Below are 24,537 nucleotides of genomic sequence, written 5' to 3'. Positions count from 1 at the left end.
CGGGAGCGGAGGGGTCGATGTGGTGTCATCGTTCCCTTCGCTCCCGCTCGGCGAGGTGCCCGCCGAGTGCCGCGCAGTAGGCGCAGAGGCCCCAGACACCCTCACAACGAAAGGACTCCGCCGATGAGGTCTAGGCCGATGCTCTGGGTCACCACGGCGCTGGTGGCGCTGGTGACCGCGACCGCCTGTGGTGCGACCGCGGAAAAATCCGACACAGCGAACGCCGACAGCGGAAAGCCGGCCACCGGCCTGCGGCTGATGGTGCCGAACACCGCGGGCGGCGGGTACGACACCACCGCCCGGACCGCCGCGAAGGTGATGGAGGACGCGAAGATCGCGACCGGCATGCAGGTGTTCAACCTGCCCGGCGCGGGCGGCACGGTCGGCCTGCAGCGGATCGTGAACGAGAAGGGCAACGGCAAGCTCGCGATGCAGATGGGGCTCGGCGTGGTCGGCGCGACGTACACGTCGAAGTCGAAGGCGACGCTCACCCAGACCACCCCGATCGCCAAGATGATCGAGGAGGCCGGCGCGATCGTGGTGCCGAAGAACTCGCCGTACAAGACGATCCAGGACCTCGTCACGGCCTGGAAGGCGAACCCGAAGGGGCTGGCCGTCGGCGGCGGCTCGTCGCCGGGCGGACCGGACCACCTGCTGCCGATGCAGCTCGCGCAGGCCGTCGGCATCAACCCGAAGGACGTCAACTTCGTCTCGTACGACGGTGGCGGCGAGCTGCTGCCCGCGCTGCTCGGGAGCAAGATCGCGTTCGGGGCCAGCGGATTCGGCGAGTTCCTGGACCAGGTGGAGAGCGGTCAGGTCCGCGTACTCGCGGTGACCAGCGAGAAGCCGATCGACGCGCTCAAGGACGTGCCGACGCTGAAGGGCTCCGGGATCGACCTGGTGTTCACGAACTGGCGTGGCATCGTGGCGCCGCCGGAGATCGGCGACGCGGACAAGAAGGTCTGGATCGACGCGCTGACCAAGATGCACGACTCGGCGGAGTGGAAGGCCGAGCTGCAGAAGCACGGCTGGACCGACGCGTTCGTGACCGGTGACGAGTTCGGCACCTTCCTCACCGAACAGGACAAGGCGGTCGCCGACATCCTGACGAAACTGGGTCTGGCGGCATGACCGAGGCCGCTACCCGGCGGCCGGATCGTGCGCAGTACGGAGTGTGTGGGTTCCTGGCGGTGGTCGGCGCCCTGGTGATCGTCGACGCCGCCCGGATCCAGCACATTGCCAACAGCAACGATCCGATCGGCCCGAAGCCGGTCCCGATCGTGCTCGGCGTACTGCTGCTCGTGGTCGCCGTGCTGTACGCCGTCGACGTCGCCCGCGGCGGCACCGGTGACGCCGAGGAAGGCGAGGACGTCGACGTCACGTCGGCCGTCGACTGGCGCACCGTACTGCTGCTGATCGCCGCGTTCATGGTGAACCTGGTGCTGATCGACCCGCTGGGCTGGGTGATCAGCGGGACCCTGCTGTTCTGGGGCTCGGCGTTCGCGCTCGGCAGCCGGCACCACATCCGCAACGTGTTCATCGCGGTCGCGCTGTCGCTGATCACGTTCTACGCGTTCGCGATCGGGCTCGGGGTCAACCTGCCGGCCGGCGTACTGCAAGGGATTCTCTGATGGACAACCTGACGAACCTGCTGAACGGGTTCGGCGACGTGCTGACGCCGATCAACCTGTTGCTGGCACTGCTAGGAGTCACGGTCGGTACGGCGGTCGGCGTACTGCCCGGGATCGGGCCGGCGATGACGGTCGCACTGCTGCTGCCGATCACGTACGGGCTCGAGCCGGTGCAGGCGTTCATCATGTTCGCCGGCATCTTCTACGGCGGCATGTACGGCGGCTCGACCACCTCGATCCTGCTCAACACACCCGGCGAGTCGTCATCGGTGGTGACGGCGATCGAGGGCAACAAGATGGCCCGCGCCGGACGGGCCGCGCAGGCGCTGGCGACGGCCGCGATCGGGTCGTTCGTGGCCGGGACGATCGGGACGCTGCTGCTGGTGCTGGTCGCGCCGCAGGTGGTGAAGTTCGCGATCAGCCTGGGCGCGCCGGACTACCTGGCGATCATGCTGCTTGCGTTCGCCGGTGCCACGTCGGTGCTCGGGTCGTCGCGGATCCGCGGGTTCGCGGCTCTGCTGCTCGGGCTGGTGATCGGGCTGGTCGGGATCGACAAGGTGACCGGCCAGCAGCGGCTGACGCTGGGCATCCCGCAGCTTGCCGACGGCATCGATGTCGTAGTGGTTGCCGTCGGCATCTTCGCGGTCGGCGAGGCGCTCTGGGTCGCGGCGCATCTGCGGCGCAACCCGGGCACGGTGATCCCGGTCGGGCGGCCGTGGATGGGCAAGTCGGACTGGCGTCGCTCGTGGAAGCCGTGGCTGCGCGGTACGGCGTTCGGCTTCCCGATCGGTGCGCTGCCGGCCGGCGGCGCGGAAATCCCTACTTTCCTGTCGTACGCGACCGAGAAGAAGCTGTCCAAGCACCCGGAGGAGTTCGGGCACGGTGCGATCGAAGGCGTGGCGGGTCCAGAGGCTGCGAACAACGCGTCGGCCGCCGGCACGCTCGTCCCGATGCTCGCGCTCGGTCTGCCCACTAATGCGACCGCAGCGGTGATGCTGGCCGCGTTCACGTCGTACGGCATCCAGCCCGGACCGCTGCTGTTCCAGCGCGAGCCGAAGCTGGTGTGGGCGCTGATCGCGAGCCTGTTCATCGGCAACCTGTTCCTGTTGCTGCTCAACCTGCCGCTCGCGCCGGCCTGGGCGAAGCTGCTGCAGATCCCGCGCCCCTACCTGTACGCCGGGATCATCTTCTTCGCCTCGATGGGCGCGTACGCCGTGAACGCGCAGCCGCTCGATCTGCTGCTGCTCCTGGTGCTCGGTCTGCTCGGGTTCGCAATGCGCCGCTTCGGGCTGCCCGTGCTGCCGCTGATCATCGGCGTGATCCTCGGACCGATCGCCGAGCGGCAGGCCCGGATGGCGCTGCAGCTGTCCAACGGCGACGCCTCGGGGCTGATCGGCGGGCCGATCGCCTACGTGATCTACGCCGTCATCCTGCTGATGATCACGGCGCCGCTGCTCGCCAAACTCCGCCGGAAAATTATGACGAAAGATGTCGTATATACCGGCCGACAGTAGGTCCATGAACGATGTGCACAGGGCCTGGCTGGGTGTGGTCTCCGGGGATCACGCCCAGCGGGCCGTCGAGGGCGGTTTCATCCAGCTCAACCACGGCAAGCGGTACGGCGTTGCGCGGCTGCGCGAAGGGGACAGGTTCGCGATCTACTCCCCTACCGAGCAATATCGGTCCAAGGAACCGCTCCGGGCGTTCACCGCACTCGGAGTGGTCGCCGACACCGCGCCGTACCAGGCCGAACCGATGTCGATGGGTGAACGCGGCACGATCCAGCCGTGGCGGCGGCGGATCGAGTTCCTGCCTGTCCGCCGCGTGACGCTCCGCGACGTCGACCTGAAGCTGACCCGGACGCCGAACTGGGGCTACCAGCTCCGTCGCGGCCTGGTCCCGCTCGAGCCGGACGATTTCGAGATCCTTCGGGAGGTCATGTCAATTTCCTGAGGTCGCGTCCGACGTATGGGTATGACGACGACATTCAGGCGGTTGCTGATCAACACGTTGGTGGCGAACGTGACGACCACGTTCCTGAGCTTCGGCTTCGCCTTCTGGGTGTACCTGGTGACGCATTCGGTGCTCGCCGCGTCGCTCGTCTCCGGCGTCTCGATGCTGATCGGCGCCGTCTCCGGGACGATCTTCGGGGCGGTCGTGGACTCGCACCGCAAGAAGACCGCGATGGCGCTGTCCACCTCGATCACCGGCGTCGCCTTCGCCCTCGCCGGCGTCCTGTACGCCGTCGCCGGCCGGCAGCTCACCAACTGGCACGGGCCGTGGTTCTGGGCGTTCACGCTGCTGGTCCTCGTCGGCAGCACAGCCGGTCAGCTCCGGAGCATCGCGCTCTCGACCGCCGTCACGCTGCTCGTCCCGGCCGACCGCCGCGACAAGGCGAACGGTCTCGTCGGCACGGTCAACGGCGTCGCGTTCCTGATCACCAGTGTTCTCAGCGGCCTGTCGGTCGGATTCGTCGGGATGGGTGGCACGGTCGCGATCGCGATCGTGTTCACTGCCGCCGTACTCGTCCACCTGTTGCTCGCGATCCACCTCGACGAGCCGCGGCCGGACCACCACGAGCGGACCCGGATCGACATCCGGAGCGCGTGGCAGACGATGCGCGGCGTACCCGGGCTGCTTCCGCTGGTCCTGTTCAGCACGTTCAACAACCTGATCATGGGCGTCTTCATGGCGCTGATGGACCCGTACGGGCTCAACCTGTTCTCGGTCCAGTCCTGGGGCCTCGTTCTCGGCATCACCAGCATCGGGTTCATCACCGGCGGCGCCCTCGTCGCGCGCTTCGGCCTCGGCCGTTCGCCGCTGCGGCTGCTGATGCTGGCGAACGTCGGGATCGCGATCGTCGGCCTGGGTACGGCGGCGCGCGAATGGCAGTCGCTGCTGGTGCTGGGCATGTTCGGCTTCATGCTGGTGATCCCGATCGCCGAGGCGGCCGAGCAGACGATCCTGCAGCGGATGGTTCCGTTCGAGAAGCAGGGCCGGGTGTTCGGGTTCGCCCAGAGCATCGAGACCGCGTCCACACCGATCGCCGCCTTCGCCATCGGCCCGGCGGCCCAGTTCCTGCTGATCCCCTACATGGACTCGACGGCCGGCCGCACCACGTTCGGCTGGCTCCTCGGTGACGGCCAGGCCCGCGGCATCGCCCTTGCCTTCGTCGCCGCAAGCCTCGTGATGCTGATCGTCGTACTGCTCGCCTTCCTGAGCGCCGCCTACCGCCGCCTGAACCTCAGCTACGCGGCGGAGCTGGTGCCCGCCTAATCAGTCAGCTCGTGGAGGTCGCGTGCGAAGACCTCGAGCTGCTCCGGCGAGAGAACTATCGACGTCTCAACCGTCCAGAGACGCTGCCGAAAACCACCGTCCTGCAGTTTGATCCAGAGGACCAGATGATCCGGGCCGAGCGCCGGACGAGGCCCACGGAGGATCTCCAGCCGAAGCGCGCTGGACAGCCCCCAGACCGCGGAGGAGTTCTCCCACTCAGGCCAGTTCGCGACCACCTGATCGAAGAACTGCACCAACCCGGAGTAGTCGGACCAAAGATCCATCTTGCAGGCTGCAGTCAGCTCCCGGATCCGGAGCTCTGCTCGCAGGTACCGGCGCTTCTCTCTCGGCACGTGCTCCGGGGCTCTCTCCGACGGCCACCGGACGGCGGTCAGCCTGAGGTACTCGTGGGGCTTTCCGATCGTGATGGACTGCATGGGCCCAGTGTCCCGCTATGTTCGAGGTATGGCGGCCGTTGGAGATGAGGTCTCGGGGGCTGAGGCGCGGCGGATTGCGTTGGGGGCGCAAGGGTTCGGGGAGCCGCGGGGACGTGGTGATGTACGGCGGGCGATCGCGCGGGTCGGCGTACTGCAGTTGGACTCGGTGAATGTGTTGTGCCGGTCGCATTATCTGCCGGTGTTCTCGCGGGTGGGGAACTACTCGCGGGCGGGTCTGGACGAGCTGAGCTGGGGTCCGGACCGGGAGTTGTTCGAGTACTTCTGGGGACACAAGGCTGCGCTGCTCCCGATGACGACGTACCCGTTGATGCGGTGGCGGATGCGGGCGGCCGAGCGGCAGGTGTGGGACGAGGAGCTGAGCCCGGACGTCACCGCGCCGTGGTCGGTTGTCGCGGGGATGCGGCGGCTGACGGCGGAGCGGCCCGGTTACGTCGACCAAGTCCTGCGGCTCGTGACGGAGCAGGGGCCGCTGACCGCGGGCGAGGCGAGTCCGGACGGCGTACGACGGAAGCGCTCCGACCCGCATCCGGATCCGACCACCGGCAAGATGTGGAACTGGCAGGACGCGAAGATCGCGATCGAGTACCTGTTCTGCACGGGCCAGGTGACGATCGCGGGCCGGCGGCACTTCGAGCGGATCTACGATCTGACCGAGCGCGTGCTGCCTGCCGACGTACTCGACGCGCCGGAGCCGACCGCCGACGAGGCCCGCCGGGAGCTGATCCGGATCGCGGCGCGCGGTCTGGGAGTCGCGACGCAGAAGGAGCTGTGCGGCGGCAGCGGCCAGGCGCACTTTCCGTTGCCCGCAGCAACTGGTCGCGAAGTGATCGGTGAGCTGGTCGAGGCTGGTGAACTGGTGCCGGTCCGCGTCGAGGGAGTGAAGCAGCAGGCGTACCGCTGGCACGAGGCAAAGGACCGCCCGATCGACGCGCAGGCGCTACTGTCCCCGTTCGACCCACTGATCTGGAACCGCGACCGCACCCATCACCTGTTCGACTTCTTCTACCGGATCAGCATCTACACCCCCGCCCCACAACGCATCCACGGCTACTACGTCCTGCCGTTCCTCCTAGGCGACCAGTTGGTAGCCCGAGTAGACCTCAAAGCCGACCGCCATTCCTCAACGTTGGTCGTCCCCACACTCACCCCCGAACCCAACGCTCCCGATTTCGTCGAACAACTGGCCACCGAGCTCCACCTGATGGCGGACTGGCTCGATCTGGACGGCATCCTGGTCACCGCCACCGGCCCCGTCGGCCGCGCTGTCACCCAGGCCCTCTCCGGCGGCCCGGGAGTACAAGACCGATCACGCCCGCGGGCCCAGTAGGAGCCAGGCCGGCGTCGGGCCCTTGCCCTTCAGGTCGATCAGGCCGCGCTGTTCGAAGCGGTACCGATCACACAGGCGGTCGTACACCCGTGACGAGACCTGGATCGAGCCGGGCACACCATGGCTCTCCAGCCGGCTCGCGGTGTTGACCGTGTCGCCCCACAGGTCGTAGCTGAACTTGCGCTGCCCGATGACGCCGGCGACGACCGGACCGGTGTCCATACCGATCCGCAACGTGATGCTGTCGAGACCGGTCAGCCGTCGGCAGGCCTCCACCATGGCGAGCGCCATCTCGGCGACAGCCTCGCAATGATCGTCCCGCGGCGTCGGAACACCGCCCGCCACCATGTAGGCGTCGCCGATGGTCTTGATCTTCTCCAGGCGGAGGTCATCGGCAAGCCGGTCGAAGGCGGTGAAGACCTGGTCGAGTAGCTTCACCACTTCCTCCGGCGGTAGCCGGACCGCCAGCGGCGTGAAGTCCACGATGTCGGCGAAGAGCACGGTCGCCTCGGGGAACCGGTCGGCGATGACTCCGTGGTGGTGCTTGAGACGGGCCGCGACGACGGCGGGCAGGACGTTCAGCAGCAGGCGTTCCGACCGTTCGTGCTCTCGATCGCGCTCGCGGACGAAGTACCGCAGGAGCAGGTAGGCGACCAGCGACGGCCCGGTCACGTTCGCGACGAAGAACGCGGTCTGCACGCCGGCGGGAATCACGGCCGGCTCGAGGACCGGATCGATGGCAGCAGAGACGGCCAGCAGAGCGAGATATCCGGCGAACCAGGCCACCGCCCCGCGCCCTCCGACGAACAGCACCGCGCCGAGCGACGGCCAGAGGCCCCAGAGCGACACGGCGCTCGAGGCGGCGAACCCGCCGAGTGACCACTGGAGGGCGAACGGGAGCAGCAGCATGAGCGTCAGCTGGAACGTCCGGAACGGGACGTAGCGCCGCGTCCGTGCGAACCAGACCAGCGAAGCGATCGTCACGACGAGATAGCCCGCGGGAATCAACGTCGGGATCGGCAGACCGAGCGCGAGGTAGGTGACGACCCACAGTGGCGTGAGCACGCAGATGAGGGAGGTCGACAACACGAGTGTCGATCGTCGGAGGCGTTCGTCCTCCGCATCGCCGTCGACGGTGCCGAGCGCTGCGAGCCGTTGGATCAGCGGCGATCGCTCCCGGGGTCCGGTCACGCCTCATCGTGACAGGGGCGCGCGGCTGCACGCCAGGGCCGAACTAGCTGACTGAACGGATTCGGGTGACGAGTACGCCGGCCAGAAGCGTCACTGCGGAGGCTGAGAGGTAGAGGACCGGGTAGCCGCCTAGGTGTTTGACGATGGGGGCGGCGACGGCTGGGGCCAGGACCTGGGGGAGGGAGTTTGCGATGTTGATGACGCCGAGGTCTTTGCCGCGGTTGCGGGCGTTCGGGAGGACCTCGGTCAGGAGTGCGAAGTCGACGGACAGGTACACGCCGAAGCCCGCGCCGAGGATGATCGCCCCAAGGACCGCCCCCGGCCAGGTCGGCCATACCGCGAGTACGACGCCAGCTGCCGCCATCACCCACCCGGACGCGATCACGAACACCTTGCGCCGTGCCAGCCGGTCCGACCAACGGCCGAAGCTGATCGCGGTCACCAGCACGCATACGCTGTAGATCGCGGTCAGGATCAGTACGGCGGTGTCCGCGTCGGCGACACCGACCTCGTCCTGCAGGTAGTAGAAGAGGTACAGCGTCCCCAACGCGTTACCCACGTTGAACAGGAACCGCGTCAGCCACGCCCACCCGAAGTCCGGGTAGCGCCGCGGGCTGATCCAGAAGCCCTTCACGAATTCGCCGAACACAAACGCCGGTCGCTCCGTCAACACCGCATCGCCGCTCCGCAGCAGGTACGGCACGATCGACAACAACAGGAAGACGGCGCACGCGACGTACCCGAGCGTGAAGCTGTTGAACGCGGCCGCCAACGCAGTCCCGACCAATGCGCCGAGGACCTGGGAGATGGCAACCCACCCGCCGACGACGCCGCGCTGCGCGACCGGCACACGATCGGGTACGACGGCGGTGGCCGCGGCGAGCAATGCGTTGCCGAAGAGCTGCATCAGGCACCAGCCGATCAGCATCAACGCAATCACGTGCGCACCCGACAGAATGCCGAGCCCGATCGCACCACCGACCGCACCGGCGACCACCCACGGGACCCGTCGCCCGTAGCGGGACGTCGTCCGGTCCGACAGTGCACCGAAGGCCGGATTCGCCACGACGGACACCGCCGCACCGACCCCGGTCACCAGCCCGAAAACGTATTCCTTGTTGCCCGGAGCAACAGCCTCGGACTGCTTCGCGAGCAGTACCTGGATCGGCCCGAGCCAGGCCGCGAACACCCCGACGTTCGCCAATACGACGGCAGCGGTCCAGCCACCGCGCACCCGGACAGTCGGTTCCGCCAGCGCGGACGGCACCACGCCGGGCTCGGGAATCATGGCCGGCTCTGAGCGATCACATCACGCAGCCAGTGGTACGACGCTTTCGGCGTCCGCTGCAGCGTCTCGAAGTCGACGTGCACGAGCCCGAACCGCTGCGAGTACCCGGCCGCCCACTCGAAGTTGTCCAGCAGCGACCACTGGAAATACCCGCGAACGTCGATCCCATCGTCCATCGCGGCCTTCAACGACCGCAGGTACCCGTCCAGGTAGTCGATCCGCCGCTGGTCCGACACCACTCCGTCGACAGGCTCGTCGTTGATCGCGCACCCGTTCTCGGTGATGTAGATCGGCGGCAGCTTGTCGCCGTACCGCTCCTTGAAGATCCGCAGGGTCTCGCCGAACGCGTCCGGCACGATCGGCCAGCCAAAATCCGTGGTCGGGTACCCGGGCAACGTCCGCGGCTCGAACGGCAGGCCCGGCGGCAGCAGCACGCCGTCGGTGGCGGCGGTGTCGGCCTGCCCGGTGGCGACGCCGACCGAGACCGGCGCGTAGTGGTTGATGCCGAAGAAGTCGAGCGGCGTCGAGATGACCGCGAGGTCGTCGGCGACCGGCCCGGGCATCGCGTCGCCCATACCGGACGGGTACACACCGAGCAGAATCGGATCGGCGAACAACCAGTTGATCAGATTGTCGTACAGCGCGGCCGCTTCCTTGTCCTCCGCGCTGTCACTCGCGGGCCAGGTCGGCGCGTGGTTGGACGCGATACCGATGCTCGAGGCGCCGGCTGCCCGCAGTGCCTGCACGGCGCGGCCGTGGGCGAGGAGCTGATGATGCGCGACCGGGAGCGCGTCGAACATCAGCTCCTTGCCGGGGGCATGGGCGCCGAGCGAGTAGCCCATCAACGTCAGCACCATCGGCTCGTTGATGGTGATCCACATCGGCACCCGGTCCGCGAAGTGCGCGGCCAGAATTCCGGCGTACTCCGCGAACCGGTCGGTGATGTCGCGGGACAGCCAGCCGCCGGCGTCCTCGAGCGGTTGCGGGGTGTCCCAGTGATACAGCGTCGGCGCCGGCTGGATCCCGGCGCCGAGCAGCGTGTCGATCAGCCGGTCGTAGAAGTCCAGACCGGCCGCGTTCCCCGGCCCGCTCCCCGACGGCTGGATCCGCGGCCAGGAGAACGAGAACCGGTAGGTGTTCACCCCTAGCCCACGCATCAGCGCGACGTCCTCGGCGTACCGGTGATAGTGGTCGCACGCGACCTCGCCGGTGTCGCCGTTGACGATCCGGCCGGGCTCGGCGCAGAACGTGTCCCAGGTGGAGGGACCGCGGCCGTCCTCGGCCACGGCACCCTCGATCTGGTACGCCGACGTCGAGACCCCCCACCGGAAACCGGGCGGAAACGTCAGGTCAGCTGTCATTCGCATCGTCCTCGTCGGGCGTCGTGTCGGTCGGCCGCGGCGGCTCGATCTTCCGGACGACCACCGCCGTACCGTAGGCGGCCACCTCGCTCATGGTCTGCGCGATCTCGTTGCAGTCGAACCGCATCGCGAGGATCGCGTTCGCGCCCATCTGCTGCGCCATCTGGCACATCCGCATCACCGCGACGTGCCGCGACTCGGCCAGCATCTGGGTGTACTCCGGCACCTCGCCGCCGCCCAGCGACCGGAAGCTCGCGGTGAAGTTCGACCCGATGTTGCGGCTCCGCACGGTCAGCCCGAAGACCTCGCCGAACACGTTTTCCGCGGTGTACCCGGGCAGGTCGTTCATGGTCGAGACCAGCACCGGGTACGGCGACCCCTGCGGAGCGACATGCGGCGCCGCGGGCTGGGCCGGCTGCTGGTAGCCGCCCTGCTGTCCGTAGCCCTGCTGCGGCGGCGGACCCTGCTGATACCCCTGCTGCTGCGGCGGACCTTGGTACCCGGGCGGCGGCCCCTGCTGGTAACCGGGCTGCTGCGGCGGATACGGCTGGTTCGGGGGAAAGTTCTGGTTCATGCCCTAATCCTGACAGGCCCTGGGGTATCACCATCTGAAGACTTGCAGCTCATACAGTGAATACCCGTACGACGTCGCCCGCTGCGTCCCCGTCACCCGCACGTACCGGGCCGGAACCGCGCCGAACCGCACCACGTCCTCCCCGCCGTCACCGACGGTCGTCGCGTACACCTGCTGCCAGGTCGAGCCGTCCCGCGACACCTCCACGCGGTACCCCTTCGCGTATGCAGCCTCCCACCGCAGGACCACCCGGCTGACCGTCTGCTCGTTGCCGAGGTCAACCTTCAGCCACTGCGGATCGGACCAGTCGCTGGCCCACCGGGTGTCCAGCTTCCCGTCGACCGCCTGGGCCGGCGGCGAGTTGTACAAGCCCTTCTCGTAGCTGCTCGCGGTCGCCGTCTTCCCGGCCGCCAGGTTGCTGACGTCGTCACCCCGCTTCGCCGGGAACTCGACCACCTGCTGGTACGTCGGCCGGTTCACCCACGCGATCCGGTCCTGGGTGATGCCGCCCATCGGGTTGTGCGCGATCTGGTCGGCGCAGAACTGGTCGCCCGCTGCGCAGTCCGCCGTCGCCGGGTACGTCGTCGACGCCGGCACCTTGGTTGCCGCCAGCAAAGTCTCGGTCAAGGTGCTGCGGCACGCGGCCAGCGATCCGGCACCGCAGTACGTCACCGGCTGGTCTGTCTTGACCGGGTCGCCGAGGACCTTCCGGAGATCCCGCTGGACGAAGCCCCACCAGCCGCTCTGGAACGCGGATCCCTGCGCGCTCGGCCGCTCGTCGATCTTCAGGTTGGCGGTCACTGCGCCGTAGAGATCTGGTCCGAGGTCCTTGAACTCGGCCGGGACGAGCAGCGGCCACCAGGCGTCGAGGATCCGGATCGCGTCGGCGTTGTCGTAGGTCTTCGAAGACGCGTTCGGGGTCTTCCGATGCGCGCCGGCCTGGTCCCAGGCGGTCAGCTTCGTGACCGCGTCGGCGACGGCCGGATCGGTGATCGGCGCCGACTTGAGCACTCTCAGGAGATAGGGCAGGACCTGGTCGCCGCGGAGGTCGACCGTGGCCGCGTCCTCCATCGCCTCGACCAGCTTGCCGCGGGTGAACTTCTGGCCGTTGTCGATGACCGCCTTGATCCGGTCGTCGAGCGGCTGGCTCCGGTAGACCGCGTTGTAACCCCACTGCCCGTCCGAGGCGGAGAACCCGGGCGCCTGCTTGTTGTTCCAGCTGGTCAGGTAGTCCTGGTTCACCACCTGCGGGTGTTGCGCGGGCGGGGTGTAGGAAGCCCGGTTCGTGGCCGGGTTCCAGCCCTGCCACTCGTACGAGCTCCAGGTCGGCAGGTTCGGGTCGGCACCGGCCGCGCGGACCGGGTTGTCACCGGAGTTGAAGTACGCGATCGAGTTCTTGTCGGTGTAGAACCAGTTGAACGTGTACCCGATGTTCGCCGCGGCCTTCTGGAAGTCGGCGGCCGAGTGGATCTTGTCCGGGTCGTTGAACTGCATGAACCCGAGCGCCGACCCTGCCTCGTTGCCGTACGTGGACCGGTTCTTGGTGAACAGAACGGGTTTTCCGCCGACCGTTCCGCGGTGCGTGACGATTCCGTACTTGGTGCGCAGGGCAACCAACGTGTACGAGCCGGCGGGCTCCGACGAACCCAGGCTGGAGTACCACGCGTTGTGCCGTTCGAGCCGCTCGATCGGCACGCACTGGCCACGGAAAGCGTAGTACTGCGAGGTCTTGGTCGGCGTCCCGCCGTCCGGCTCACACAGCGGTACGGCGAACGTGTCGGTGATGTCCTGGCCCGCGGACGTGGCGCTCCACGAGTAGTCGGGGCCGCGGCCGATCAGCGTGTAGAAGTTCAGGCCGGCGAACGCGATCCCGCGCGAGCTGACCCCGGGACCCTGGAGTTCCTGGCGGAGCAGCAGCTGTGGGGCGAAGTACCCGGTCTGCGGGCCGTAGACGGCGATCGGGTTGCCGGACTGCGTGTGCGCGCCGGAAACCAGCAAGGCATTCGACATGCCCTTCTTTCCGAAACCTTCCGGAAAGAGTCCGCCATCGAAGATTCCGCGCAGACTTTCCGCGCCCTTCGGCGCCGGTTTCGCGGTCGCCGTCTTGTTGACCGTCTGGTCGATCACCTCGGGCTCCGGCGTGACCGAGCCGCGGTCCGGCAGCGCGCGGCCGGCCGGGTTCGGGCCGGTGGTGCCGTACGGGAAGGTCGCGCCGTTGTGCACCGTCGTACTGGCTTCCGGGTCGTTCTGGGAACGGAACGACTCCCACACCTTGGTGCCCTGGGCAACGCCGTACTTCGCCTGCGCCTCGAGGAGCGCGAGTGCGGACGTGACCTCGGCGCCGCCGCCGGTGCCGAAGATGCCCGCGACCACGGCCGCGGTGGCGACCACGTCGGTCACCTTCCAGTGCGGCGTCGGCCAGTCGAGACCGAGAGCGACGTACTCACCGGGGTACGCGATGCCGACCGTGTCGATGTAGTGGTTCACACCGTCGACCCAGGCCTGGATGTCCTGCTGCATCTTCACGCCGTCGGCGCCGTACAACTCGTCCGCGTCGTCGAACTGCCGCTGCAGATCGGCCTCGGTGTACGGCGCGGTCCGCCAGAACTCCTGCTCGAACGCGCGGTTCGCCGCCGCACCACCCGCGAACGGGGTCAGCTGGCCGCGCCCGAGATGCCGGAACACGTCCATCACGAACAGCCGGTCCTGCGCGCCGGCGTACCCGGCGCCGAACATCGTGCCCAGCCGAGTGGTGCCGGTGATGTGCGGGATGCCGCGCGACTTGTCCCGCACGATCGTGACGTCGCTGCGCGGCTTGACGGTACTTGCCACGTCATCCGGTTTCACCCCGAACGACGAGTCGTCGTAGTACGGCGCGAGGCCGGCGTCGGTGATGCCTTGCGAGTTCCAGACGAGATCCTGGTACGGCTTCACGGTGTCGCTGAAGTGCGCCGGACGGACTCCTAACGCCTTGAAAGCAAGGAGATCCGTGAAGGTCGCGTTGCCGTTCTGACCGGGCGGCAGGATGTCGCGACATTGCTCGAGGCAATAGTCGGTGGGCGTCGCGGCAACGGCCTGCGGCGCTGCATGGGTCGGCGCGGGCAGGGTCGCGAGGACAGCGGTGACAGCTGCCACGGCGAGCGTCGTACGAAGGCGGGTTCGGAGTGCGGGGCGGGGCACGGTTCCCTCCTCAGGTCGGTAAAAGTGAGAATGACTCACGAGTAGCATCGGGTCAAGATCTCGACTGCTCTCAGACCCTCGCCAATTGCAGTCCGTGACCACTACGCTCAGCAACACCATGAGCATCCACGATCGTTATCGGTTGAGTGTGGTGATCAACGCCAAGGGGACGTACACCCCGCTGGGGGTGTCGAGGAGCTCCGACGGGGTGGCGGCGGCCGTCGCACAGGCTTTGCCTGAGTTCTTCGTGATGGACGAACTCGGCGACCGTGCCAGCGAAGCCATCGCCCAAGTGACCGGCGCCCAGGCGGGCGCCGTCGTGCACTGCACCGCGGCCGGCATCACGCTCGCAGTCGCGGCCACCATGACCGGCGGCGACCCCCGACGTACGGCGGCGTTGCCGGACGCAACCGACATGCACAACCGCGTCGTCCTGCCGGCCTGCCACGTGGTCGACTACGGGCATTCCAACCTGCAGGGCATCCGGCTGGCCGGTGCTCAGGTGGACCTGGCCGGCGACGAGGACAGTTGCACGATCGCCGACCTCGAGGCCGAGCTCGACGGGCCCGATATCGCCTGCCTGATGCTCGTGTCGTCGCGGTTGACGACGGGCGATCCGATCGACCTGGTCGCCGCGGTGCGGGCCGCGCATCGTCGCGGCGTACCGGCGATCATCGACGGGGCGGCGCAGTTCCCGCGGATCGCGGACCTGCTCGCGACCGGCGCGGATCTGGTGCTGGTGAGCGGGCAGAAGTACCTCGGCTCGGCGACCGCTGGGATGGCGGCCGGGAGCTGGGCGCTGGTGCAGGCGCTGCGGGCGCAGGAGAAGGGCATCGGGCGGGTGATGAAGCCGACGAAGGAAGCGATCGTCGGCGTACTGGCGGCTCTCGAGGAGTGGCAGGCGTTCGACCGGGTGAAGTGGGAGGCGGACGAGCTCGCCAAGGTGGATGCGTTCGTCGCCGCGGTCGCGCGGATCCCCGGCGTCACGGCCGAGGTAGTCCGGGACCCGACCGGCCTCCAGGTGTCGCGGGTCCTGCTGAAGGTCGCCGACGCGAAACGGGTCGCCACCGAGTTGGAGGCCGGTACGCCGCCCATCTACGTGATGACCGACCGCATGGCCGACAACGAGCTGATGCTGGAGCTCATCCCCCTCGACCCCGACGAGATCGCGACCGTCCTCGCCCGGCTCTGGGCGGTCCTCACCTGAGGCGCTGCACACAAAACGGTGGGCTGACACAGGTTATTTCCTGTGTCAGCCCACCGTTTGTTGTGTCTTAGTGCTGGTAGGACTTGCCGTCGCTTCGGCGTCCGCCGTTGCCACTGCGACGCGGGCCGTTGCCGCCCCGGCTGTCGTGGCCGCGACCCGGACGGGTGCTGCCGTAGCGCTTGCCACCGCCCTTGTTGAAGCGCTGCGGCTTCGGGGCCGGAAGCTTCACCGGGTAGCCGGACGGCTTGCTGCCGCCGGTCAGCTCGGTGACCAGCTCGTCGCCCGGACGGGCGCGCACCGGCTCGGCCTTGACGCCGGCGGACTCGGCCATCCGGATCATCCCGCGGCGCTGGTGCGGCAGCAGCAGGGTGACGACCGCACCCTTGCCGCCGGCACGCGCCGTACGACCGGCGCGGTGCAGGTAGTCCTTGTGCTCGGCCGGCGGGTCAGCCTGGACGACCAGCGTGACGTCGTCGACGTGGATACCGCGCGCCGCGACATCCGTTGCCACGAGCACCGGAACCGAACCGTCCTTGAACTGGTCCAGCGTCCGGTTCCGCATGCCCTGGGTGAGGCCGCCGTGCAGAGCCGCCGCCATCACGCCGCGGTCCCGCAGCTGGGTCGCGATGCGGTCGGCGCCCAGCTTGGTCCGAACGAACACGATGGTCCGGCCGTCCCGGCTGGCCAGCTCGGCCGTCAGCGACTGCTTGTGCGCCGGCTCGATGACCAGCAGGTGGTGCTCCATCGTGCTGACCGAGGCCTGACCCGACTCGGTCGAGTGCTGCACCGGGTCCTTCAGGTAGGTACGGACGATCTTGTCGACATCGTTGTCCAGCGTCGCCGAGAACAGCAGGCGCTGGCCTTCCGGCGGCGTCATGTCGAGCAGCGTGGTGACGGCCGGCATGAAGCCCATGTCGCACATGTGGTCGGCCTCGTCCAGTACCGCGACCTCCACGGCGCCGAGGTCGGCCGCGCCCTGCTCGCACAGGTCGATCAGGCGGCCCGGGGTGGCGATCAGCAGGTCGACGCCGCGACGGAGCGCGTCGATCTGCTTCGGGTACGGAAGACCGCCGGCGATCAGCTTCAGCGACACGTTCATCACGTGCGCCAGCGGCTCGAGGGCGTCGTGCACCTGCATCGCGAGCTCACGGGTCGGCACCAGGATCATGCCGCGCGGACGGCGCGACTCGGTGTGACCGCCGGACAGCCGCATCAGCGTCGGAAGACCGAAGCCGAGCGTCTTGCCGGAGCCGGTCTGACCGCGGCCGAGCACGTCCTTGCCGGCCAGCGCGTCCGGGATGGTCGCGGCCTGGATCGGGAACGGCGTGGTGATCCCGTCCCGGGCCAGCCGCTGCACGAGCCGTGGCGCGAGGCCGAGGGCTGCGAACTGGTTGTCTTCAGCAACAGTACCGAGATCCACCGGCTGTTCCGCCTGCTCACTCCGCCGGTCGTCCCGGTTGTTCACCCGTTCGTCCCTCCGATAACTCTTGTCGTCCCGCTCGAACCGCGGGCGGTCATTGGTGTACTGCGGCCGGTCATCCCGGCTGAACCGCGACCGGTCGTCACGGTTGTACTGCGGCCGGTCGTCACGGTTGCCCTGCGGACGGTCGTCGCGGTTGAAACGCGGACGGTCGTCGCGGTTGCCCTGCGAACGGTCGTCCCGGTTGTACGACGAACGGTTGTCCCGGCTGTAGGACGAACGGTCGTCGCGGTTGTACTGCGGCCGGTCGTCCCGGTTGAAACGCGGACGCTCGTCGCGGTTGCCCTGCGAGCGGTCATCGCGGTTGAAGCGCGACCGGTCGTCCCGGTTGTACGACGGACGCTCGTCGCGGTTGCCGGACGGACGGTCGCTCCGGTTGTACGAGGAACGGTCGTCGCGGTTGAAGCGGGGACGCTCGTCGCGGTTACCCTGCGAACGGTCGTCCCGGTTGAAGGACGGACGCTCGTCCCGGTTGCTGGACGGACGGTCGCTCCGGTTGTACGACGACTCGCCTCGGTTGTACTGCGGACGGTCGTCGCGGTTGTACGACGGGCGGTCGCCCCGGTTGTTCGACGTACGGTCGTCGCGGTTGTAGCGCGCGCCGTTGCCCTGGGCGCGGTCGTCGCGGCGGAACGCCGGACGGTCGTCGCGGTTGTTGCGCGCGGCGGGACGGTCGTCGCGGTTGTAGGACGGACGCTCGTCGCGGTTGCGATCGGTCGAGCGCTGGCCGCGGTCGGTGCGGGGCTGCTCGGAGCGGTATCCCTTGACCGGCGCGCTGTCCGTGCGTGGTGCGACATAGGACGGGTCCGCCGCGAGGCGTTCGCCGTACGACTGGTTCTGGTGTTTCCTGTGCCGTGGCTTCTTGATCCGCCCGTCGGCGGACTCGGGGTCGTGCTGGGTCACGCAAACTCTCTCTCGGATTCACGGACGAATGGCGCCGGATCGCAGCCGCACGCGAGCGCCGGTCACGAACATGACCGGACAGCAACGTGCTCAGCAGGAGACGGGCATCGACCTGCGGGTGCTATCGCGTTGCACCCATGTCGCCGGACTTTCAGCGGATGCCGAAACCGACGGGTCGGAGCGCCTGGGAACATCTCTGGTGACGCGACGCGCGCACCGACACCCCAAAAGTATAACCGATCGTGACCGTCCCCCCGACCACGCACCCGACCGCCAGACCACCCACCCTACTGGTCTTTGCCCGCACTTCAAGCTTGGTTGAGTTTTTGGGACGGGGTTCTAGGGTGGCGGGTATGGGAGAGGAGAACGTCCCCAGTAAGGAGCATTGGCTCTCGATCGGGGAGATCGCGCATCGGTCCGGGGTGGCGGCATCGGCGTTGCGCTTCTACGAGGATCAGGGCCTGATCGCGTCCCGGCGTACGGCCGGTAACCAGCGGCAGTACCAGCGCAGCACGCTGCGGCGGATCGCGTTCGTGCAGGCGGCGCAGCGGGTCGGTCTCGCGCTCGCGGAGATCAAGCAGGCGCTGGACTCGCTCCCCGAGGACCGTACGCCGACGCGCGCCGACTGGAGCAAGCTGTCGAAGACCTGGCGCAGCCGCCTCGACGAACGCATCGAGGAGCTCGAGCGCCTCCGCGACGACCTCGACTCCTGCATCGGCTGCGGCTGCCTCAGCCTCCAGCGGTGCAACCTCTACAACAAGGAAGACCGCCTCTCCACCCGAGGCCCAGGCGCCCGCCTCCTCAACGTAGGCATCCCCGGCGAGGCTTAACCCCTAGGACAGCAGGCCGCGCTCAACCACTTCGACGAGGAGCTCGGCGGCTGCGGTGGCGTCGTACTCCGGATCGGTGAGCGACTCGGCGACGATCGCGTTGATACCTCCACCGATCAGCAACGCGGCCGATCGCACATCCACCTCACCCGTGAGCCCACGGGCGGAACGCGCCGCGGACACCAACTCCGCGACCACCGACCAGCGCGCCTTCGAGTCGGTCAGCGACGCACCGGAAGTAATCGCCTCGATCAGCATCCGCACATGCCGGGGCCGCTCCCGAAGATGCCCGACCATCGACCGGATGTACGCCGCCGGCCCTTCCGCCGGCCCCGCCGCTTCAACGGCCGCCCCGACCGTCGCCACCACCCCGGACACGACATGCTCGTACGCCGCCTCGACCAGCGCCTGCTTCGACGCGAAGTGATACAGCACTCCCGCCTTCGTGATTCCGGCACTCTCCGCGATCCGCCCGAGCGACGCCGCGGCGTACCCACGCTCGGCGACCAGTTCGATCGTGACGTCGACCAACTGCGCCCGACGCGCCTCCTCGGTGAACGTCAGATTCCGGCCGCGCGCAGAAGGCATGCTCTCAATTTACCGTATGGTTAGATCACCTACCAACCGGTTAGGAGAGGCAATGCCAAAGAATCCACTCGGCCACTGGAACAGCGCGGCCGGCCACGAGGACTACCGCGCCAAGTACGACGCCGCGATGCAGGACCTGCCCGCCCCGACCGCGGTTCACGACATCCGCACGGACTACGGCGTCGTCCGCGTCTACCAGTACGCCGGCGCCAAGGACGGCCTGCACCCGCTCGTACTCCTGCCCGGTACGTCATCCGGAACGCCTGTCTGGGCCGACAACCTGAAGTCCTTGCTCGCGATCACCGACGTCTATGCGATCGACCTGCTCGGCGAGCCGGGAATGAGCGTTCAGAGCGAACCGATCACGTCCGACGAGGACAAAGCGGCCTGGCTCGACCAGACCCTGGCAAACCTCCCGGAGCAGCGGTTCAACCTGCTCGGCCTCTCGATCGGCGGCTGGAGCGCGATGAATCTCGCCGTACGCCGGCCGGACCGGATCGCCACGGTCACCACCTTGGACGCGCCCTTCGTGTACGACGGCCTGCCGCTGAAGACCCTGATTCGTTCGATCTCGGCCACGGTCAAGTGGCTGCCGCGGTCCTGGCGGGACAGCTTCAACTCGTACACCGCCGGCGGCGCGCCGGTGGAGCACGTCCCGGTCGCCGACATGATCGAGGCGGGCATGAAGAACTACACGATCCGGCAGCCACCGCCGCACCGCATCACCGAGGCACAGCTCGCCGCCCTGCCGATGTCGGTTCTCGCGATCATCGCCGGGCGCTCGGTGATGCACGACCCGCCGAAGGCCCGCAGTACGGCGGAACGCGCGCTCCGGACGAAGACCGTCATGCTCTACCCGGACGCGTCGCATGCGATCAACGGCGAATACCCCGACCGGATCGCCGATGATCTGCGGACGTTCCTCGCGGCGCACGACCGCACCCCATAATCCGGCCGCTATGTCAGGCATAGAACGGGCAGGAGGATTCGCGGGTTAACCCGAGGGTTTTGCGGGAAGCGATGCGGAAAATCGGGAGTCTTGGGAGCATCCGAAGGTGGCGATCGGTAATCCGCCCGTCGCTATCCGCCACCGATTCGGAGTGAGGCCCTCCATGTCGCATCGCCGTATCTTCTCCAGCCTCGCGGGGCTCGCCGCCGCCGTGCTGGCCGTACCCGCGCTGGCAGCGTCCCCCTCGACTGCCGCGCCCGCCGTTGACTCGCACGTCTCCACCGCCACCACCCGCGCGGCGTACGTCGGCTCGCCGCAGGACGAAGCCGCCACAAAGGCGTTCTACGACGCCGTGATGAAGTCCGCCCAGGCGAAGATGGCCCAGCAGGCGAAGTCGGGCCGCAAGGTCACCGCGGTCACCGTCACGTACGCCGTGGACGCGCCGACGTTCGCGTCCCAGATCTCGTCCAGCACGCAGATCTGGAATTCGTCGGTCAGCAACGTGAAGCTCGTCGAGGGCAGCAACTACGACTTCTACTACACCGAGGGCAACGACTCGCGGGGCTCGTACGCGTCGACCGACGGGCACGGGAGCGGCTACATCTTCATCGACTACGCCCAGTCGGAGCAGTACGACAAGACCCGGATCGTCGCCCACGAGACCGGCCACGTCCTCGGCCTGCCGGACCACTACTCCGGCCCGTGCTCCGAGCTGATGTCCGGCGGCGGCCCCGGCCCGTCCTGCACGAACGCCTACCCGGACTCGACCGAACGCTCCAAGGTCAACCAACTCTGGGCCAACGGCAAGACGTCGCTTCCGGCGGCCGCCTTCCACACATCCAGGTAAGACCGCCACGATCCTCCGGCTCGGAGTCGCCCGGCAGGGGACGGCCCCGAGCCGGAGCCTTTTGCGCGTTTCAGCGGGCGGGGCCAGTCGAGCCGCGGACTACGAGTTCGGGGCGGAACAGGAACTCGGTGTGGGGGGTGGTGTGGCCGCGGACCTCCTCCAGTAGGGATTGGACCGCGGCCAGGCCCATCGCTTGCACGGGCTGGCGGATCGTCGTCATCGGCGGGTCGGTGAACTCCATCATCGGCGCGTCGTCGTACCCGACCACCGAGACGTCCCCCGGGACCGCGAGTCCCCGTTGGCGGGCGGCGCGGATGACGCCGAGCGCCATCATGTCCGAGCCGCAGACGACCCCGGTGACCTCGGCGTCCAGCAACTGCCGGCCGGCCGCCTCGCCGCCCTCCACGCCGAACATGCTCAAGGCAACCATCGGGTCCAGGTCCTCGTCGGACAACCCGAGCTGCGCCTTCATCGAGGTCCGGTAGCCGGACAGTTTCCGTTGGACGACGATGAACCGTTCGGGCCCGGACGCGAAGCCGATCCGGCGGTGCCCGAGGGCCACCAGATGGGTGACCGCCTGTTCCATCGCGGCGTACTCGTCCGACGACACGAACGGCGCCTCGACCGCCGGCAGCCAGCCGTTCACGAACACCACCGGCAGCCGGCGCTCGACCAGGGCCTGGTAGCGCTCGTGGTCCGCGCCGGTGTCCGCGTGCAGGCCGGAGACGAAGATGATCCCGGAGACGCCGCGCTCGAGCAGCATCTCGACGTACTCCTCCTCGGTCGCGCCGGACGGCGACTGCGTGCACAGCACCGGGGTGAACCCGCGCTGCGACAGCGCCGACTCGATCACCTGCGCGAACGCCGGGAAGATCGGGTTGATCAGCTCCGGCATCACCAGCCCGATCAGTCCCGCGGACCGGCGCCGCAACCGCGACGGCCGTTCGAACCCCAGTACGTCGAGCGCGGTCAGGACCGACTGCTTCGTGTCCTCCGCGACCCCCGGCTTCCCGTTCAGCACCCGCGAGACCGTCGCCTCACTGACCCCCGCCTTGGCCGCGATATCCGCCAGCCGTGCTCTGCTGCTCACGCCCGGCACTGTACCCAGGCGCCCCTGACTTTTCAGCAAGATCCTGCAAGAACTTGCAGGATGCGCACGGGTGTCCACAACGTGAACAGAACGGACACGTCACACGCCGTACACCTTGTCAGGACGAGCGGCGCCGGGCGAGGATAGGCGGACTCCCCCGCTCGGGGGGAACCTTTACTCGGATCGTCCGGCACGTTCCTGCCGGTGAAGGGAAAGATCAGTCATGGCTACTGTGTCGTTCAAGGCGGCAACCCGGATCTACCCCGGTGGTGACACCCCCGCCGTCGACAAGCTCAACCTCGAGATCGAGGACGGCGAGTTCATGGTGCTCGTCGGCCCGTCGGGTTGCGGTAAGTCCACCTCGCTCCGGATGCTCGCCGGCCTCGAAGAGGTCAACGAGGGTTCCATCTACATCGGCGACCGCGACGTCACGCACCGTCCGCCGAAGGAGCGGGACATCGCGATGGTGTTCCAGAACTACGCGCTGTACCCGCACATGTCGGTCGCGGACAACATGGGCTTCGCGCTGAAGATGCAGGGTGTCTCCAAGGAGGACCGGGCGAAGCGGGTCGGCGAGGCCGCCAAGCTGCTCGGCCTGGAGGAGTACCTGGACCGCAAGCCGAAGGCCCTGTCCGGTGGTCAGCGCCAGCGCGTCGCGATGGGCCGTGCGATCGTCCGTAACCCGCAGGTCTTCCTGATGGACGAGCCGCTGTCGAACCTCGACGCCAAGCTCCGCGTCCAGACCCGCACCCAGATCGCCGAGCTGCAGCAGCGCCTCGGCGTCACCACCGTCTACGTCACCCACGACCAGGTCGAGGCCATGACGATGGGCGACCGGGTCGCGGTGCTCAAGGACGGTCTGCTCCAGCAGGTCGACACCCCGCTGAACCTGTACGACGGCCCGAAGAACAAGTTCGTCGCGGGCTTCATCGGCTCGCCGGCGATGAACCTGCTCACCGCGGACATCACCGACGGCGGCGCCAAGGTCGGCGACTACACCATCCCGATCGGCCGCGACCTGCTGGCCAAGGCCGGTAGCGACAAGACCCTGACCGTGGGCGTTCGCCCGGAGGCCTTCAAGGTCGCCGACGAGGGTCTGCCGGTGAAGGTCGCCGTGGTCGAGGAGCTCGGCGCGGACGCGTACCTGTACGGCACGTCGGAGCACAACGGCGAGCACCAGCAGATCGTGGCCCGGATCGACGCCCGGATGACGGTCGAGAAGGGTTCGACCATCCGCCTGGCGGCCGTGCCGGAGAAGCTGCACCTGTTCTCGACGTCCACCGAGGAGCGGCTCACCGCCTGATCCTCAGCAGTAGCTGTTACCGGCCCCGGGTGGTTCCTCCACCCGGGGCCGGTCCCATCTTCAGCTACTCCGCTCCAGCCGGTCTGCCGGGTCCATGTTGGTCTGTTTGAGCAGGTAGTGCGGGCGCTTCTTGGTCTCGTAGTAGATCCGGCCGATGTACTCGCCGATCACGCCGAGCATCACCATCTGCAGTCCGCCGAGCCCGGTGATCGCGGCGATCAGCGTGACGTACCCGGGCATCTCGACACCGTGCAGGATCGCGGCCACGATCACCCAGATCGCGTACCCGGCGGCGACCGCGGTCAGCAGCAGGCCGACGTAGATCGCCATCCGCAGCGGCTTGTTGTTGAACGACAGCAGCCCGTCCAGCCCGTACTCCAGCAGCCGCCGGAACGTCCACCGGCTCTTCCGGTCCGGGGGCGGTTTCACGTTGTCGTACTCGAACAGGAGCGACTCGAAGCCGATCCAGGCGAACAGCCCTTTCGAGAACCGGTTGTACTCGTTCAGCTCGAGCAGCCCGTCGACCGCGCGCCGGGACAGCAGCCGGAAGTCGCCGACCCCGTCCATCAGCTCGACGTCGGCCCACTTGTTGATCAGCCAGTAGTACGCCCGCGCCGCCAGCGTCCGGGTCGCCGGGTCGCCGGTCCGGTTGCGGCGCGCGATCACCTGGTCGAACCCGCGCTCGTACTCCGTCAGCATCCGGCCGATCAGCTCCGGCGGGTGCTGCAGGTCCGCGTCCATGATCACCACGGCGTCGCCGGTCGCGTACCGCAGGCCGGCCAGCATCGCGGCCTCCTTGCCGAAGTTCCGGCTGAACGACAGGTACCGGACCGATTCGTCGGTCGCTGCCAACCCGACCAGGGCCTCTAGCGTCCCATCAGAGGAGCCGTCGTCGACGTACACGATCTCGTAGGGCCGGCCGGTCTCCTCGAGTTCGTGACTGAGCGCCTGATGGAACCGCGAGATCACCTCGACCTCGTTGTAACACGGCACCACCAGACTCAACCGCATCGTTGTCCCCATCCGCCCCGTACGTCGACCATGATGCGATTCT

At 68.1% G+C, this 24,537-nt stretch carries 21 protein-coding genes; 11 read left to right on the top strand and 10 right to left on the bottom strand.

Annotated elements, in window-relative coordinates:
• Positions 1-123: 123 nt before the first annotated feature.
• From ACLJOO_RS23965 to ACLJOO_RS23945, 5 genes are read left to right on the top strand one after another with little or no spacing between them, the layout of a single operon-like run.
• The gene (locus tag ACLJOO_RS23965; protein WP_410789536.1) at positions 124-1,131 is read left to right on the top strand and encodes a Bug family tripartite tricarboxylate transporter substrate binding protein; all 1,008 of its coding nucleotides are present in this window, start codon (positions 124-126) and stop codon (positions 1,129-1,131) included.
• Positions 1,128-1,631: a tripartite tricarboxylate transporter TctB family protein gene (locus ACLJOO_RS23960; protein WP_410789534.1), complete on the top strand. Its 504-nt coding sequence runs from the start codon at positions 1,128-1,130 to the stop codon at positions 1,629-1,631. Before ACLJOO_RS23965 ends, ACLJOO_RS23960 begins: the two co-directional genes overlap by 4 nt.
• Positions 1,631-3,145, top strand: a complete 1,515-nt coding sequence (locus tag ACLJOO_RS23955; RefSeq protein ID WP_410789533.1) for a tripartite tricarboxylate transporter permease — start codon at positions 1,631-1,633, stop codon at positions 3,143-3,145. The genes ACLJOO_RS23960 and ACLJOO_RS23955 overlap by 1 nt, the downstream gene beginning before the upstream one ends.
• 4 nt (positions 3,146-3,149) lie before the next feature.
• A complete protein-coding gene (locus ACLJOO_RS23950; protein ID WP_410789531.1) occupies positions 3,150-3,584 on the top strand; it encodes an EVE domain-containing protein in 435 nt (144 codons plus the stop codon).
• 21 nt (positions 3,585-3,605) lie between these two features.
• Positions 3,606-4,907: an MFS transporter gene (locus ACLJOO_RS23945; RefSeq protein WP_410789529.1), complete on the top strand. Its 1,302-nt coding sequence runs from the start codon at positions 3,606-3,608 to the stop codon at positions 4,905-4,907.
• Here ACLJOO_RS23945 and ACLJOO_RS23940 read toward each other — a convergent pair.
• On the bottom strand, positions 4,904-5,344 hold the full coding sequence (locus tag ACLJOO_RS23940; RefSeq protein WP_410789528.1) for a hypothetical protein: 441 nt from the start codon (positions 5,342-5,344) through the stop codon (positions 4,904-4,906). The two genes, ACLJOO_RS23945 and ACLJOO_RS23940, sit on opposite strands and share 4 nt — an antisense overlap.
• Positions 5,345-5,372: 28 nt before the next feature.
• Between ACLJOO_RS23940 and ACLJOO_RS23935 the strand changes: the two genes are divergently transcribed.
• Positions 5,373-6,692: a winged helix-turn-helix domain-containing protein gene (locus ACLJOO_RS23935; protein ID WP_410789527.1), complete on the top strand. Its 1,320-nt coding sequence runs from the start codon at positions 5,373-5,375 to the stop codon at positions 6,690-6,692.
• Here the strand turns inward: ACLJOO_RS23935 and ACLJOO_RS23930 are convergent.
• The 5 genes from ACLJOO_RS23930 to ACLJOO_RS23910 are packed head-to-tail and all read right to left on the bottom strand — an operon-like array spanning position 6,672 to position 14,286.
• Positions 6,672-7,883: an adenylate/guanylate cyclase domain-containing protein gene (locus ACLJOO_RS23930; RefSeq protein WP_410789526.1), complete on the bottom strand. Its 1,212-nt coding sequence runs from the start codon at positions 7,881-7,883 to the stop codon at positions 6,672-6,674. The genes ACLJOO_RS23935 and ACLJOO_RS23930 overlap by 21 nt on opposite strands.
• Positions 7,884-7,926: 43 nt before the next feature.
• Entirely contained in the window at positions 7,927-9,171 is a 1,245-nt protein-coding gene (locus ACLJOO_RS23925; RefSeq protein ID WP_410789525.1) for an MFS transporter, read from the bottom strand.
• The gene (locus ACLJOO_RS23920) at positions 9,168-10,532 is read right to left on the bottom strand and encodes a GH1 family beta-glucosidase (protein WP_410789524.1); all 1,365 of its coding nucleotides are present in this window, start codon (positions 10,530-10,532) and stop codon (positions 9,168-9,170) included. The genes ACLJOO_RS23925 and ACLJOO_RS23920 overlap by 4 nt, the downstream gene beginning before the upstream one ends.
• Positions 10,522-11,106 carry a YbjQ family protein gene (locus ACLJOO_RS23915; protein WP_410789522.1) on the bottom strand — a complete coding sequence of 195 codons (585 nt, stop codon included), beginning with the start codon at positions 11,104-11,106 and terminating at the stop codon, positions 10,522-10,524. Before ACLJOO_RS23915 ends, ACLJOO_RS23920 begins: the two co-directional genes overlap by 11 nt.
• Positions 11,107-11,133: 27 nt before the next feature.
• On the bottom strand, positions 11,134-14,286 hold the full coding sequence (locus ACLJOO_RS23910) for a penicillin acylase family protein (protein WP_410789521.1): 3,153 nt from the start codon (positions 14,284-14,286) through the stop codon (positions 11,134-11,136).
• A gap of 118 nt (positions 14,287-14,404) precedes the next feature.
• On the opposite strand from ACLJOO_RS23910, the gene ACLJOO_RS23905 reads away from it, so the two are divergent.
• Complete coding sequence (locus tag ACLJOO_RS23905; RefSeq protein WP_410789520.1) at positions 14,405-15,493, top strand: aminotransferase class V-fold PLP-dependent enzyme; 1,089 nt, start codon at positions 14,405-14,407, stop codon at positions 15,491-15,493.
• Between the two features lie 67 nt (positions 15,494-15,560).
• On the opposite strand, the gene ACLJOO_RS23900 is transcribed toward ACLJOO_RS23905, so the two are convergent.
• Positions 15,561-17,876: a DEAD/DEAH box helicase gene (locus ACLJOO_RS23900; RefSeq protein ID WP_410789519.1), complete on the bottom strand. Its 2,316-nt coding sequence runs from the start codon at positions 17,874-17,876 to the stop codon at positions 15,561-15,563.
• A 353-nt stretch (positions 17,877-18,229) separates the two neighbouring features.
• Here ACLJOO_RS23900 and soxR point away from each other — a divergent pair, with 353 nt between their 5' ends.
• Complete coding sequence (gene soxR / locus ACLJOO_RS23895; protein WP_133787295.1) at positions 18,230-18,706, top strand: redox-sensitive transcriptional activator SoxR; 477 nt, start codon at positions 18,230-18,232, stop codon at positions 18,704-18,706.
• Between the two features lie 3 nt (positions 18,707-18,709).
• Here soxR and ACLJOO_RS23890 read toward each other — a convergent pair whose 3' ends face one another.
• Positions 18,710-19,294, bottom strand: a complete 585-nt coding sequence (locus ACLJOO_RS23890; RefSeq protein ID WP_410789517.1) for a TetR/AcrR family transcriptional regulator — start codon at positions 19,292-19,294, stop codon at positions 18,710-18,712.
• Positions 19,295-19,346: 52 nt separating this feature from the next.
• On the opposite strand from ACLJOO_RS23890, the gene ACLJOO_RS23885 reads away from it, so the two are divergent.
• Together ACLJOO_RS23885 and snpA are read left to right on the top strand one after the other, a co-directional pair.
• On the top strand, positions 19,347-20,243 hold the full coding sequence (locus tag ACLJOO_RS23885; protein WP_410789515.1) for an alpha/beta fold hydrolase: 897 nt from the start codon (positions 19,347-19,349) through the stop codon (positions 20,241-20,243).
• A gap of 163 nt (positions 20,244-20,406) precedes the next feature.
• On the top strand, positions 20,407-21,090 hold the full coding sequence (gene snpA / locus ACLJOO_RS23880) for a snapalysin (protein ID WP_410789514.1): 684 nt from the start codon (positions 20,407-20,409) through the stop codon (positions 21,088-21,090).
• Between the two features lie 70 nt (positions 21,091-21,160).
• On the opposite strand, the gene ACLJOO_RS23875 is transcribed toward snpA, so the two are convergent.
• Entirely contained in the window at positions 21,161-22,180 is a 1,020-nt protein-coding gene (locus tag ACLJOO_RS23875; RefSeq protein ID WP_410789512.1) for a LacI family DNA-binding transcriptional regulator, read from the bottom strand.
• Between the two features lie 223 nt (positions 22,181-22,403).
• Here ACLJOO_RS23875 and ACLJOO_RS23870 point away from each other — a divergent pair, with 223 nt between their 5' ends.
• Positions 22,404-23,483 (top strand): ABC transporter ATP-binding protein, encoded by a 1,080-nt coding sequence (locus ACLJOO_RS23870; protein ID WP_410789511.1) that lies wholly within the window; start codon positions 22,404-22,406, stop codon positions 23,481-23,483.
• A 60-nt stretch (positions 23,484-23,543) separates the two neighbouring features.
• On the opposite strand, the gene ACLJOO_RS23865 is transcribed toward ACLJOO_RS23870, so the two are convergent.
• On the bottom strand, positions 23,544-24,494 hold the full coding sequence (locus tag ACLJOO_RS23865) for a glycosyltransferase family 2 protein (RefSeq protein WP_410789510.1): 951 nt from the start codon (positions 24,492-24,494) through the stop codon (positions 23,544-23,546).
• Positions 24,495-24,537: the final 43 nt, after the last annotated feature.

Source organism: Kribbella sp. C-35 (assembly GCF_046549195.1).
GTDB lineage: Bacteria > Actinomycetota > Actinomycetes > Propionibacteriales > Kribbellaceae > Kribbella.
The sequence above is the reverse complement of the archived record's forward strand: the minus strand, read 5'-3'. Positions and strand labels throughout refer to the sequence as shown.

Coding starts and splice junctions, on each gene's coding strand:
- ACLJOO_RS23920 (WP_410789524.1), bottom strand. CDS start 10,532: ATGACAGCTGACCTGACGTTTCCGCCCGGTTTCCGGTGGGGGGTCTCG.
- ACLJOO_RS23965 (WP_410789536.1), top strand. CDS start 124: ATGAGGTCTAGGCCGATGCTCTGGGTCACCACGGCGCTGGTGGCGCTG.
- ACLJOO_RS23950 (WP_410789531.1), top strand. CDS start 3,150: ATGAACGATGTGCACAGGGCCTGGCTGGGTGTGGTCTCCGGGGATCAC.
- ACLJOO_RS23905 (WP_410789520.1), top strand. CDS start 14,405: ATGAGCATCCACGATCGTTATCGGTTGAGTGTGGTGATCAACGCCAAG.
- ACLJOO_RS23890 (WP_410789517.1), bottom strand. CDS start 19,294: ATGCCTTCTGCGCGCGGCCGGAATCTGACGTTCACCGAGGAGGCGCGT.
- ACLJOO_RS23960 (WP_410789534.1), top strand. CDS start 1,128: ATGACCGAGGCCGCTACCCGGCGGCCGGATCGTGCGCAGTACGGAGTG.
- ACLJOO_RS23925 (WP_410789525.1), bottom strand. CDS start 9,171: ATGATTCCCGAGCCCGGCGTGGTGCCGTCCGCGCTGGCGGAACCGACT.
- ACLJOO_RS23940 (WP_410789528.1), bottom strand. CDS start 5,344: ATGCAGTCCATCACGATCGGAAAGCCCCACGAGTACCTCAGGCTGACC.
- ACLJOO_RS23955 (WP_410789533.1), top strand. CDS start 1,631: ATGGACAACCTGACGAACCTGCTGAACGGGTTCGGCGACGTGCTGACG.
- snpA (WP_410789514.1), top strand. CDS start 20,407: ATGTCGCATCGCCGTATCTTCTCCAGCCTCGCGGGGCTCGCCGCCGCC.
- ACLJOO_RS23945 (WP_410789529.1), top strand. CDS start 3,606: ATGACGACGACATTCAGGCGGTTGCTGATCAACACGTTGGTGGCGAAC.
- soxR (WP_133787295.1), top strand. CDS start 18,230: ATGGGAGAGGAGAACGTCCCCAGTAAGGAGCATTGGCTCTCGATCGGG.
- ACLJOO_RS23935 (WP_410789527.1), top strand. CDS start 5,373: ATGGCGGCCGTTGGAGATGAGGTCTCGGGGGCTGAGGCGCGGCGGATT.
- ACLJOO_RS23915 (WP_410789522.1), bottom strand. CDS start 11,106: ATGAACCAGAACTTTCCCCCGAACCAGCCGTATCCGCCGCAGCAGCCC.
- ACLJOO_RS23870 (WP_410789511.1), top strand. CDS start 22,404: ATGGCTACTGTGTCGTTCAAGGCGGCAACCCGGATCTACCCCGGTGGT.
- ACLJOO_RS23865 (WP_410789510.1), bottom strand. CDS start 24,494: ATGCGGTTGAGTCTGGTGGTGCCGTGTTACAACGAGGTCGAGGTGATC.
- ACLJOO_RS23885 (WP_410789515.1), top strand. CDS start 19,347: ATGCCAAAGAATCCACTCGGCCACTGGAACAGCGCGGCCGGCCACGAG.